Origin of the sequence: Winogradskya humida, assembly GCF_016862215.1 — a bacterium.
GTDB lineage: Bacteria > Actinomycetota > Actinomycetes > Mycobacteriales > Micromonosporaceae > Actinoplanes > Actinoplanes humidus.
On sequence record NZ_BOMN01000115.1, the window covers coordinates 26,464 to 38,583 of the forward strand.

Consider the following 12,120-nt stretch of genomic DNA (forward strand, 5'->3'; position numbering starts at 1 on the left):
CGGACCGCGGAGAGGTTGACATGATCAGCATCGCGATTATCGGCGGGGCGGGCTACATCGGTGGCGAGCTCCTGCGGCTCCTGCTCGGGCACCCCGAGGCCGAGGTGGTCGCCGTCAGCTCGACCCGGCTCGCCGGGCGGCGGGTCGACGGTGACCACCCCAACCTGCGGGGCCGTACGCCCCTGACCTACGTCGAGCCGGGCGCCGTGCCCGAGGTCGACGTCATGTTCTTCACCGGCTCAGGGCTCGACGACGTCGAGGGCCGCGCCGAGCTGCGACAGCGGGCGAAGATCGTCTTCGACCTGAGCTCGGACCTGCGGCTTGGGGACCCGGAGCTGTTCCGGTTCCACTACGGCCGCGAGCACCCCACGCCGGAGCTGCTCGGCACCGCGACGCCGGGCCTGCCGGAGCTGCACCGCGAGCAGCTGCGCGTCGCCGAGCTGGTCAGCGTGCCCGGCTGCATGGCCACGGCGGCGACGCTGGCGCTGATGCCGCTGGCCCGCGCCGGGCTGATCGAGCCCGCGGTCACCGTGGACGGCCGGGTCGGCTCCAGCGGCTCCGGCGCCTCGGCGGGCGAGATGAACCTGCATGCCGAGCGCAGCGGCGTCCTGCGGCTGTTCGCACCCCTGAACCACCGGCACCAGGCGGAGATCTCCGCCTTCACCGGGCTCAAGGTCGAGATGACCGCCACCGGGGTGGACGCCGTCCGCGGCGTGCAGGCCGTGGCACGGACGACGGCGAAGCCCGGCACCACCGAGGCGGCGATCCGGGCGGCGTACCGCAAGGCGTACGCCGATGAGCCGTTCGTCCGGGTGGTGGCGCAGAAGCGCGGCAACTACCGGCTGCCCGAGCCGAAGATCCTGCTCGGCTCGAACTACTGCGAGGTCGGCTTCGCGTTCGACCCGGACAGCGGCCAGCTGCTCGCGGTCGGTGCCCTCGACAACCTCGTCAAGGGCGGCGCGGGCAACGCCGTGCAGAGCCTGAACATCCGCATGGGCTGGGCCGAGGACACCGGACTCAACTTCACCGGCCTGCACCCGATGTAGAAGGAGCGACACCCCATGACTTCCGAGATCACCGTCGTGAAGTGCGGCGGCAGCCCCCTGATCGACCGCGCGGCGCTCTGTGCCGACATCGCCGGCCTGACCCGCGCGGGCGGCCGGGTGGTGCTGGTGCACGGCGGTGCCGCCGAAGTCGACGGGCTCGCCGCACAGCTCGGCGTACCCCAGCGCCGGCTGACCACCCCCGGCGGGACGTCCAGCCGCTACACCGATCCGGCCACGCTCGACGTGCTGATGATGGCGCTGGCCGGCCGGATCAAACCGGAGCTCGTCGGCGCGCTCGCCGCCGGTGGGGTCCGGGCGGTCGGGCTGACCGGGCTCGACGGCTCGCTGATCACGGCCCGGCGCCCCGCCGCGCACCGGGCCGTGGTCGACGGGCGCAAGGTCGTGGTCCGCGACGACCGCAGCGGCCGGATCGAGAACGTCGACGCCGGTCTGCTGCGGATCCTGCTGGCCCACGACATGGTGCCGGTGGTGTCCCCGCCGGCACTCGGCCTCGACGGCCTGGCGGTCAACGTCGACGCCGACCGGGCCGCCGCGGCGATCGCGGTCGCGCTCGGCGCCACCCGGCTCGTGCTGCTCACCGGCGCCCCCGGCGTGCTGACCGACCCCGCCGACGAGACGTCGCTGCTGGGCGAGCTGGCCCTGGCGGCGGACGGCACCAGCGGCGTGCCCGGCGTCGGTGGCGGCATGACCGTGAAGCTCGCCGCCGCGCACGCCGCCCTGACCGGTGGCGTCCGCGAGGTCCGCATCGCCGACGGCCGGTCCGCTGCCCCGCTCACCGGAGCCTTGTCCGGCAAGGGAACCGCCGTAGTCGAAAACCAGTTGGTGGAGATCTGAGATGACCCAGCCCCGTAGTCTTGCTGACACCCGTAAAGCCCTGCTCGCACTGCGGGAGAGGCAGCGCACCGCCACGCGCGGCACCGGCGACACGATCGTGCCCGCCGACCGCGACCGGCCGCTGCCGCTGTCGTTCACCCAGCAGCGGCTCTGGTTCCTCGCCGAGTGGATGCGTGACCAGCCCGTCTACAACGCGCCGATCGTGCTGCGGCTCGACGGCGAGCTGGACCGGGCCGTGCTGCGCCACGCGGTGAACGATGTCGTCGCGCGGCACGAGATCCTGCGGACCACGTTCCCGTCCGCCAACGGTGTCGCCCATCAGCTCGTCGCCCCCGCCGGCGACGTGGACCTGCCCGTCATCGACGTGTCCGGCTCGGCCGACCCCGAGACCGCGGCTGCCGAGGCTGTCGCCGCCGCGGTCCGCCGGCCCTTCGACCTCGCCGCCGAACCCGGTCTGCGGCCGACCCTCGTGGCCCTCGGCCCGGCCGAGCACCTGCTCGTGCTCGCCATGCACCACATCGTCACCGACGGCTGGTCCGGCTCGATCCTGCTGCGCGAGCTGGTCGGGTCCTATCAGGCCAGGGCCGCGGGTACGCCCGCCGCCCTGCCCGCCCTGCCGGTCCAGTACGCCGACTACGCCGTCTGGCAGCGTGGCCACCTCACCGGCGAGGTCCTCGACACGCAGCTCGCCTACTGGCGCGAGCGGCTGGCCGACCTGCCCACCCTGGACCTGCCCGCCGACCGCTCCCGGCCCGCCGACCCGACCCGCGCCGGGGCCACCACCGAGCGCATGCTCTCCCCGGAGCTGCAGCGCGACGTGCACACGATGGCGCGCGCCGAGCGGGTCACGCCGCTCGCGGTTGCGCTGGCCGCGTTCACGGTGCTCGTCTCGCGCTACACCGGGCAGGACGACATCGTGCTCGGCTCGGTGCTGTCCGGGCGTACCCGTCCCGAGACCGAGCCGCTGATCGGCTTCTTCGCGAACACCGTCGTGCTGCGTACCGACACGGCGGGCGACCCGACGTTCCGGGAGCTGCTGAATCGCGCGAAGGACACGGTGGTCGGCGCGCACTTCCACCAGGACCTGCCGTTCGGGCACCTCGTGGACGAGCTCAGCCCGGAGCGCGATCCCAGCCGTAACCCGCTGTTCCAGGTCTGCTTCACCTACCAGAACGGCGGTGCGACCTCGGGCACGGCCGGCGGCCTGAACATCACGCCGTACTCCGTCGACGCCGGGACGGCCCGCTTCGACCTCGCCGTCGAGATCGTCGACGTGCCCGGTGAGGGGCTGCGGCTGTGGACCGAGTATTCGACCGAGCTGTTCGACGCGGCCCGCATCGAGCGCCTGCTCGACCACTACCAGCGCCTGCTCACCGCGGCCCTCGCGGACCCCGGGCTGCGGCTGAGCGAGCTGCCGCTGATCAGCGACGCCGAACGTGAGCAGCTGCTGCACACCTGGAACGACACGAGCCGTGACTTCGGCACCGCCGAGCTGACCCTGCACCAGGTCGTCGAGGCCGCCGCGGACCGCGACCCGGACGCCCCGGCGTTGCGGTTCGCCGGAAGCACGGTCACCTATGGCGAGCTCGACACGCGCGCCAACCGCCTGGCCCACCGGCTGCGCGCGGCCGGCGTCGGTCCGGACAGCATCGTCGGCGTGCTCTTCGAGCGGGGACCCGCGCTGCCCGAGGCGTTCCTCGGCGTGCTCAAGGCCGGCGGCGCCTACCTGGCGCTCGACCCCGAGCACCCGCCGGCGCGTCGTGAGCTGGTGCTCGGCGAGGCCGCGGCGACCGTGGTCGTCACCACCGCGGAGCTCGCCACCGGTCTGCCCGCCCACATCACCGCGATCCTGCTCGACGATGCCCCGCAGGACACGCCGTCGCACCGCCCCGAGCCGGTCTCCGGGCCGGGCGACCTGGCGTACATCGTCTTCACCTCCGGCACGACCGGGAAGCCCAAGGGCGTACCCGTCGAGCACCGCAGCATCGTGAACTTCGTCAGCGGCATCGTCGACGTCTTCGGGCTCGGCCCCGGCGACCGGGTGCTGCAGTACGCCAACCCGTGCTTCGACGTCAGCCTGTTCGACTTCTTCGCGAGCCTCGGCAGCGGTGCGACGCTCGTGCAGGCGCCGCGGCGGGTGCTGCTGGACCCCGACGAGCTCAAGGGCCTGCTCCGCGACGAGCGGGTCACCGTCACCGACCTGCCGCCCGCCGTCCTCGGCCTGCTCGACCCGCAGGAGCTGCCCGATCTGCGCGCGTTGTTCGTCGGGCTCGAGGCGTTCCCGGGTGAGCTGGTCAACCGCTGGATGGCCGGTGGCCGCGAGTTCCACAACGGGTACGGCCCCACCGAAGCCACCGTCGCCTGCGTCGACCATCGCTGCGCCCCGGTCCACCACGACAGCATGCCGCCGATCGGGAAACCGCTGCCGAACTACCGGGCCCACGTGGTCGACCGGTTCGGCAACCTCGCCCCGGTCGGCGTGCCCGGCGAGCTGCTCATCGGCGGCAACCTGGCCCGCGGCTACCTCAACGACCCGGACACCACGTCACGCAAGTTCATCCCCGACCACCTCGGCGACGACGGGCGGCTCTACCGCACCGGGGACCTGGTCCGCCGGCGTGAGAACGGCGACCTCGACTTCCTCGGCCGGGTCGACAACCAGCTCACGCTGCGCGGGCTGCGGATCGAACCGGGCGAGATCGAGCAGGCCCTGACGTCGTACGCCGGCATCACCGAGGCCGTCGTCGTGGCGCACGGGCACGGCGTGCACGCCCGGCTGATCGGCTACGTCGTGGCCGCCGGGGAGGTCGACGTGGTCCGGCTGCGGTCGCATCTGGGGGAGCGGCTGCCCGCGTACCTCGTGCCCGCCGTCCTCTCTGTCCTGCCTGAGCTGCCCCGGGCAGCGAGCGGCAAGCTCGACCGCAAGCGTCTCCCCGCGCCGGACAGCACCCCGGTCCTGGCCGCGCACGAGCCCCCGGCGACCGACACGCAGCGCCGGCTCGCCGCCATCTGGACCGAGCTGCTCGGCGTCGCTGACCCGGGCGTGCACGACAGCTTCTTCGCTGCGGGCGGCAACTCCCTCAAGATCACGCAGCTCGGCTCGCGGATCCGGGAGGGCTTCGGCGTGGAGCTGGAGCTGCGCGAGCTGTTCGTCAACACGACGATCGCCCAGCTCGCCGATGTGATCGAGACCCGCGAGCTGTCCGCCATCGACGACGACGAGCTGGCCGCCCTGCTCGCCGAGGAGGAGGACGCGCGATGACGACCGGCTTCCGCGACGACGTGCGTACCCTGCTGGAAGAGGATTCGGTACGCAGCACCGTCGCCGACATCGCGGCCTACCCACCGGGTACCGAGGTCGCCCTGCTCGACGTCTACCGCCGGCTCGGCGAACGCGGCTGGCTGGCCCCCGGCTGGCCCGTCGAGTACGGCGGCCTGGGCCTCGGCGCCGTCGAGAACGCCATCGTCACCGAGGAGCTGACCCGCGCGGGGATCCCGGACGACGTCCACGTGCTCTGCGTCGACCTCGTCGGGATGTTCCTGCTGCATGCCGGCACCGCGGAGCAGAAGGCCCGGCACCTGCCCGCGCTGGCCCGCGGCGAGCGCCTGGCCACCGTACTGTTCAGTGAGCCCGAAGCCGGCTCCGACCTGGCCGCGCTGCGCACCACCGCACGCCGGGACGGCACCGGCTGGCGGCTGCGCGGAAGCAAGATCTACAACCTGAAGTCGCAGTACGGCGACTTCGCCCTCTGCGCCGCCCGCACGACCGACAGCCCGGTCGCCATGCACGGGATCACCCTGTTCCTGCTGCCGTTGCGTGCCCCGGGTGTCCACATCGAACCGGTGCCCGGCATGGCCAACGACCGGTTCAACCTCGTGGTCATCGACGACGTCCGGCTGGACGACGCCGACGTGGTGGGTGAACCGGACAACGGCTGGCAGCTGCTCAACGACATGCTGCAGCTCGAACGGACCGGCATCGACTTCCACGCCAAGGCGCGCCGGCTGCTCGACCAGACCATCGACCGCGCCGCCGGGCAGGGCCTGCTGGACGATCCCGAATGGGCCGGCCGGCTCGCCGAGCTCGACGCGACGCTGCGGGCCGGGCACGCCCTCGCCTGGGAGCAGGTCCACGCGCTTGCCGGCGGCCGCCCGGACCCGGTCACCTCCGCGATGGCCAAGTGGTACACGTCCGAGCAGATCCGCCCGATCCTCACCGCCGGCACGGAGCTGGCCGGTCTCGGCGCGGCGCTGAGCGCGTGGGACGGCACCACCGGCGACGACGGCACGTGGGAGGCCGCGCTGCGGATGGGCCCGTCGCACCGGCTCGCCTCCGGTACCTCCGAAGTCATGCTCTTCCTCATCGCGACCAACGGTTTGGGGCTGCTGTGACCACCACCTTCCCGGTCGACCTCCGTGAGCGCTGCGCCGAGCTTTTCTGCGCCGATCTCGCGCCGATGCTGCGCCGCCTCGGTGCCCGCGACAAGGGCGCCGGCGCCGGGGCGGTGCTGCACCCCGACGACGCGGCGACCCGCGAGGGGGTGTGGGCCGCGCTCGCCGACCTGGGCGCGTTCGGCGACCAGCGCCAGCGGGACCTCGTCGACCTGGCCGAGCTCGCCGGGTGGGCGCTGTACCAGAGCCCGCTCACCGACTCGTGGTTCGCCGCCGAGTTGCTCACGGCGACCGGTGATCCCGCGTACGCCCCGATCCTGCGTGATCTCGCCGGAGGCGCCACCGCCTTGGCGGTCGCCATGCGCGAGCGGCCCGGGGACGAACCCACCGAACCGGGCCCGCTGCACCGCCACGAGGACGGCACCGTCGACGCCACCCGCAGCGTCGTCGCGTTCGCCCCGGACGCCGGCCACCTGCTGCTCGTCGGCACGGACGGGGGCCGGACGCTACTGGCCGTAGTCCCCGCCACCGGCCCCGGCGTCACGCTGCGGCGCCACGATGACATCGCACGCGGTGACCTCTACACGGTCACCGTCACGCACGGCGAGATCGTCGGAGCCGTGCACGACATCACCGATCAGTACCCTGCCGCGCTCGCCGGGGCACGGATCCGGCACGCCGCATACCTCGCCGGCTCCGCCCGCGGCGCGATCGAGGTCGCCGCCCAGCGACTGCGGGAGCGCACCGCGTTCGGGCAGCCGCTCGCCCGGATGCAGGCGCTCGCCTACCGCTTCGCCGCGCTGGCCGCGCGCACGGCGGCGGTCCTGAGCTCGGTCCGCGCCGGGGCGCTCGCCGCGGACGAGGGTGCCGACGTCCGGCTCACCGGCGCCCAGGTCCTGCTGCTCGCGGGTGTGCTGGCCCAGGAGGCCGCCGCCGAGTGCGTCCACGTGCACGGCGCCCACGGCATGACCGAGGCCGGCGACGCGCAACTGTTCTACCGCCGCGCCGTGGTCGACGCCGCCTGGCTCGGCCGCACCCCGTCGCTGCGCCGCGAGGCCGGCCGCCTGCTCGCTCACACCCGTTTCCCCCCACGATGATCCCCAGAGAGGACGGCCCTGCATGGACCCGGTGGCCCTGGCCCAGGACCTGATCAGGTTCGACACCACCAACCCGCCCGGCAACGAGAAGGCATGCGTCGAGTACGTGCGTGACCTGCTCGCCGCCGCGGGTGTGGAGAGCCAGCTGTTGGGCTCCGACCCGAACCGCCCCAACCTGGTCGCGCGTTTCCCCGGCCGGGGCGAGGCACCGCCGTTGCTGCTGCACGCCCACAGCGACGTCGTACCCGTCACGGGTCAGCGATGGACGCATCCGCCGTTCGAGGGCCGGATCGTCGACGGTCACCTCTGGGGCCGCGGTGCCATCGACATGAAGGGCGGCCTGGCGATGATGCTGGCCGCCCTGCTCGGTCTGCACGCCGCGGGGGAGTGCCCGGCCGGCGACGTGATCCTCGCCGTCGTCGCCGACGAGGAGGACGGCAGCAAGGCCGGAGCCGGATACCTGGTCCGTGAGCACCCCGAGCTGTTCGAGGGGGTCCGCTACGCGATCGGCGAGGAGGGCGGGGCCGGGATGGAGCTCGGCGGCATCCGCATGCACCCGATCGTCGTGGGGGAGAAGCGGGCCGGCTGGCTGCGCGTGACCCTGCGCGGGCCCGGCGGCCACGGCTCGCGGCTCAGCCCGCCCGGCACCCCGATCGCCCAGCTCGCCCGGCTGCTCACCGCGCTCACCGAGGTACGCCTGCCCCGGCACCTGACGCCGGCCGTGGACCGGATGCTCACCGCGCTGGCCGCCGCCCTGCCCGAGCCGCTGGCGCAGGACCTCGCCCGGATGCGGGTCGGCCGCTCGTACGACGTCATCCCCACCGCGCTGCCGCTCGAGGAGGGTCTCTACCTGGACTCGCTGCTGCGGCACACGGTGAACCCGACGATCGTGCGGACCACCGAGAAGATCAACGTCATCCCGGCCGAGGTGACCGTCGACCTCGACGGCCGGATCCTGCCGGGCGGCTTCACGGTCGACGACTTCGTCGCCGAGATCCGCGAGCTGATCGGCCCGGAGCCCGTCATCGAGCTGCTGCTCGAGGGCGCCGGCGTCGACCCGGCCACGATCGCCGAGCCCGAGTTCGGCGCGTTCTACGACACGATGGCCGCCATCCTGCTCAAGGCCGACCCCGACGCCGTCCCGGTGCCGATGGTCAGCCCCGCCTCGACGGACGCCCGGCTCTTCGCCCAGCTCGGCATCCGCTGCTACGGCTGGCTGCCGATGAAGGTTCCGGCGGGCAGCGGGTACCGCCGGCTGCTGCACTGCGCCGACGAGCGGATCCCCGTCGAGTCGCTGCACTTCGGCACCGAGTGCCTGGCGGAGCTACTGCGCACCTTCCCGGCGGGGACCGGGCCGCGGGTCGCGAAGGCTCCGAACACCGGGTTCACCGGCTGCTGACGTTCCACCCTTCCCCCACAGCGATGGGCCGTTCGATATCGAGCGGCCCATCGCTGTATGTCCGGGGCACAGAAGAATGCCGGGACCTCCCGCAGGAGATCCCGGCATCCCCGGGTCGTGGTCAGCCGGCCAGCTGGGCGACCACCTCGTCGTCGGTGAGCTCGTCCAGCTCGGCCAGCAGCGTCAGCACCTCGTCGAGATCGACGCCCTGCGCCCAGCCCTGCTCACGCAGCACCTGCGTCTGCGCGGCCACCGTCGGCGCGTCGAACACCGCCCGCAGCGGGATGTCCACCCCGAACACCTCGCCGACCAGCGCGGCGATCCGGGTCGCGGCCAGCGAGTAGCCGCCGAGCTCGAAGAAGTCGTCGTGCACGCCGACCCGGTCCACCTTGAGCACCTCGGACCAGAGGTCGGCCAGCGCGGACTCGACCGGGTCACGCGGCGCCACGAACTCGGCCGCCGCGGCCTCCCGGTTCTTCGCGCCCGGCGCCGGCAGCGCCTTGCGGTCCACCTTGCCCGCCGCCGACAGCGGCAGCCCGGGCAGCAGGGTGAAGCTCGCGGGAATCATGTATTCCGGGAGCGTCCGCTTGAGCTGCGTCCGCAGTTCGGTCACGGTCGGTGCTTCCCCTGCGGCCACGAAGTACGCCGCCAGGTGCTGATCGGTTCCGTCGCGGTGGACGGTCACCACGCCCTCGGCCACGCCCGGGCAGCCGCGCAGGGCGGTCTCGACCTCGCCGAGCTCGATCCGGAACCCGCGGACCTTGACCTGGTTGTCGGCCCTGCCGAGGATCTCGATCAGCCCGTCCGGCCCGCACCGGCCGAGGTCGCCCGTGCGGTAGAGCCGGTCGCCGGGCGGGACACCGGGGGTGATCCCGGCGAACGGGTGCGGCACGAAGCTCGCCGCGGTCAGGCCGGGCCGGCGGTGATAGCCCCACGCGAGACCGATGCCACCGAAGTGGATCTCACCGACCACGCCGGGTGGCACGACCCGGCCCAGCGGATCCAGGATCAGGACCGTCTGGTTGTCCATCGGGCGCCCGTACGGGATGCTCGCCCACCCGGGATCCACGTCGCCCACCTCGAAGCTGACCGACTGGATGGACACCTCGGTCACTCCGCTGTTGACGAGGAACCGCAGGCCGGGCGTCTGCGCGCGGGCCCGCTCGGGCAGCGTCACGGACACCCAGTCACCGCCGACCATGGCCACCCGCAGACCGGCGAGTGCGCCCGGCGCGGCGTGCTCGACGAGCGCCTCGAGCAGCGAGGGCGCCGAGTTCCAGACGGTGACCCGGTGCGCGCGGACCAGCTCGGCCCAGTGCCGCGGGTCCTTGGCCCGGGCGGCGTCGGGCACCACCACGGCACCACCGGCGACCAGCGGGCCGAGCATCTCGTAGACCGACATGTCGAACGTCACCGCCGACGCGGACAGCACCCGGTCGCCCGGCTCGAAACCCGCCCGCCGGTTGGTGTCGAGCACGTTGTTCACCGCGCCCCGGTGCGTGATCGAGATGCCCTTGGGCCGTCCGGTCGACCCGGAGGTGAACATCAGATAGGCCAGGTCCGTCGAGGTGGGTTCCCGGAGCCTGCCGGGGTCGGCCACATCGGGCCCGGCCGGTGGCAGCACCGTGACACCGCCGGGCAGCTCGGTGCCCGGCTGCGCCACTACCAGGACCGGCGCCGCGTCGTCGAGCATGAACGCCAGCCGGTCGGCGGGGAAGTCCGGGTCCAGCGGCAGGTACGCGGCCCCGGCGTCCATGACGGCGAGGAACGACACCAGCCGCTCCGCCGACGGGGCCAGGCAGCTGCCGACGACCGTTCCCGGCCCCGCGCCACTCGCGCGCAGCCGCCGGGACAGCGCGTCCACCGCGTCCGCCAGCTCCGCGTAGGTGAGCTCGCCACCCGGGTGCACCACGGCGACCGCGCCCGGCGTGGCCCGCGTCTGCCGCCGGAAGAGCTCGGGGAACGTCTCCCCGACGATCGGCGCCCCGGTCCGGTTCCACACCTCGACCGCGGTACGGAGCTGGTCGTCGCTCAGCACCGGCAGCTCGGAGAGGCGGCCGGCGGGGTCGCTCGTGGCCGCGGCCAGCAGGGTCCCGAACCCGTCGATCAGGCGCTCGATCGTGGCGGCGTCGAACAGGTCGGTGCTGTACTCGATGTGGCCCTCGAAGCGGTCCGGCGCCTCCCACAGCTGCATGCTGACGTCGACCTGTGCGGCGCCCCGGTCGACCGGCACCGTGGAGACCTCGAGCCCGTCGAGCGCGGGGACCGGCATCGGCGCGTTCTGCACCAGGAACATGACCTGGGTCAGCGGGTTGTGGCTGAGGTCGCGCTGCGGGGCCAGCTCCTCGACCAGCCGCTCGAACGGCAGGTCCTGATGCTCGAAGACGTCCAGCACGGTCTGGCGTACCCGGCCCACCAGCTCGGCGAAGGTGGGGTCGCCGGCCAGCGAGGTGCGCAGCAGCACCAGGCTCGCGAAGTAGCCGATCAGGTTCTCCACCTGCGGCGTACGCGAAGCCGGCCCGCTGGAGACCACGATGTCGTCGCCGCCGCTCCACCGCCCGAGCACCGCCTGGAACGCGGCCAGCAGCGTCATGAACGGGGTGGCCCCGAGCCGCCGGCTGAGCTCCTTGACCCGGCGTGACACCTCCGGGGTCAGGACGATCGGCACGGTCGAGCCGCGGAACGTCTGCGTCGCGGGGCGCGGCCGGTCGGCCGGCAGTTCCAGCAGCGGGGGAGCGCCGAGCAGCCGCTCCCGCCAGTACGCCGTCTCCCGGTCGAGGACCTCGGGGGTCAGCCGGTCGCGCTGCCACACGGTGTAGTCGACGTACTGCAGGGGCAGCTCGGGCAGACGGGGCTGCTCGCCGGACGTCAGCGCCCGGTAGGCCTCGGCGAGCTCGCCCACGAAGATCCCGCAGGACCACATGTCGGCGACCAGGTGGTGGATGGTCACGGCCAGCACGTACTCGTCGTCGCCGGTGCGCAGCAGGCTCGCCCGCAGCAGCCCGGCGCCGAGGTCGAACGGCTCGCGGGCACCGTCGTGCAGCACCGCGGCCTCCTCCAGGCCACGGATGTCGCGCACCGGCACGTCGATCCGGTGGTCGTCCCGGACGGCCTGCAGGACCTCACCGCGGACGGTACGGATAACCGTGCGCAGCGACTCGTGCCGCCGGACCACCTCGTGCACCGCCCCGATCAGGGCGCCGGTGTCGAGCCGGCCGCGCAGGCGCAGGGCGAACGGCAGGTGGTACGCGGCGCTGCCCGGGAACAACCGCTCGGTGACCACCAGCCGCTCCTGCGAGCTGGTGACCGGGAACAATTCCTCCATCACTTC

7 protein-coding genes are annotated in these 12,120 nt (G+C 73.3%); 6 read left to right on the forward strand and 1 reads right to left on the reverse strand.

What is annotated here, in order from left to right; translation table 11 throughout:
- Positions 1 to 20 precede the first annotated feature (20 nt).
- The 6 genes from argC to Ahu01nite_RS40105 are packed head-to-tail and all read left to right on the forward strand — an operon-like array spanning position 21 to position 8,789.
- The gene (gene argC, locus Ahu01nite_RS40080) at positions 21 to 1,046 is read left to right on the forward strand and encodes an N-acetyl-gamma-glutamyl-phosphate reductase (protein WP_203841985.1); all 1,026 of its coding nucleotides are present in this window, start codon (positions 21 to 23) and stop codon (positions 1,044 to 1,046) included.
- A gap of 15 nt (positions 1,047 to 1,061) precedes the next feature.
- On the forward strand, positions 1,062 to 1,901 hold the full coding sequence (locus tag Ahu01nite_RS40085; RefSeq protein ID WP_203841986.1) for a [LysW]-aminoadipate kinase: 840 nt from the start codon (positions 1,062 to 1,064) through the stop codon (positions 1,899 to 1,901).
- 1 nt (position 1,902) lies between these two features.
- Entirely contained in the window at positions 1,903 to 5,163 is a 3,261-nt protein-coding gene (locus Ahu01nite_RS40090; protein WP_203841987.1) for a non-ribosomal peptide synthetase, read from the forward strand.
- Entirely contained in the window at positions 5,160 to 6,293 is a 1,134-nt protein-coding gene (locus tag Ahu01nite_RS40095; protein ID WP_203841988.1) for an acyl-CoA dehydrogenase family protein, read from the forward strand. The genes Ahu01nite_RS40090 and Ahu01nite_RS40095 overlap by 4 nt, the downstream gene beginning before the upstream one ends.
- Entirely contained in the window at positions 6,290 to 7,390 is a 1,101-nt protein-coding gene (locus Ahu01nite_RS40100) for an acyl-CoA dehydrogenase family protein (protein WP_203841989.1), read from the forward strand. Before Ahu01nite_RS40095 ends, Ahu01nite_RS40100 begins: the two co-directional genes overlap by 4 nt.
- A gap of 22 nt (positions 7,391 to 7,412) precedes the next feature.
- Positions 7,413 to 8,789 carry a M20/M25/M40 family metallo-hydrolase gene (locus Ahu01nite_RS40105; RefSeq protein ID WP_203841990.1) on the forward strand — a complete coding sequence of 459 codons (1,377 nt, stop codon included), beginning with the start codon at positions 7,413 to 7,415 and terminating at the stop codon, positions 8,787 to 8,789.
- 121 nt (positions 8,790 to 8,910) lie between these two features.
- Here Ahu01nite_RS40105 and Ahu01nite_RS40110 read toward each other — a convergent pair whose 3' ends face one another.
- On the reverse strand, positions 8,911 to 12,114 hold the full coding sequence (locus Ahu01nite_RS40110) for a non-ribosomal peptide synthetase (protein ID WP_203841991.1): 3,204 nt from the start codon (positions 12,112 to 12,114) through the stop codon (positions 8,911 to 8,913).
- Positions 12,115 to 12,120: the final 6 nt, after the last annotated feature.

What these genes read in the sequence shown, in the direction of transcription:
- argC (WP_203841985.1), top strand. Translation starts at nt 21, where the DNA reads ATGATCAGCATCGCGATTATCGGCGGGGCGGGCTACATCGGTGGCGAG.
- Ahu01nite_RS40085 (WP_203841986.1), top strand. Translation starts at nt 1,062, where the DNA reads ATGACTTCCGAGATCACCGTCGTGAAGTGCGGCGGCAGCCCCCTGATC.
- Ahu01nite_RS40090 (WP_203841987.1), top strand. Translation starts at nt 1,903, where the DNA reads ATGACCCAGCCCCGTAGTCTTGCTGACACCCGTAAAGCCCTGCTCGCA.
- Ahu01nite_RS40095 (WP_203841988.1), top strand. Translation starts at nt 5,160, where the DNA reads ATGACGACCGGCTTCCGCGACGACGTGCGTACCCTGCTGGAAGAGGAT.
- Ahu01nite_RS40105 (WP_203841990.1), top strand. Translation starts at nt 7,413, where the DNA reads ATGGACCCGGTGGCCCTGGCCCAGGACCTGATCAGGTTCGACACCACC.
- Ahu01nite_RS40110 (WP_203841991.1), bottom strand. Translation starts at nt 12,114, where the DNA reads ATGGAGGAATTGTTCCCGGTCACCAGCTCGCAGGAGCGGCTGGTGGTC.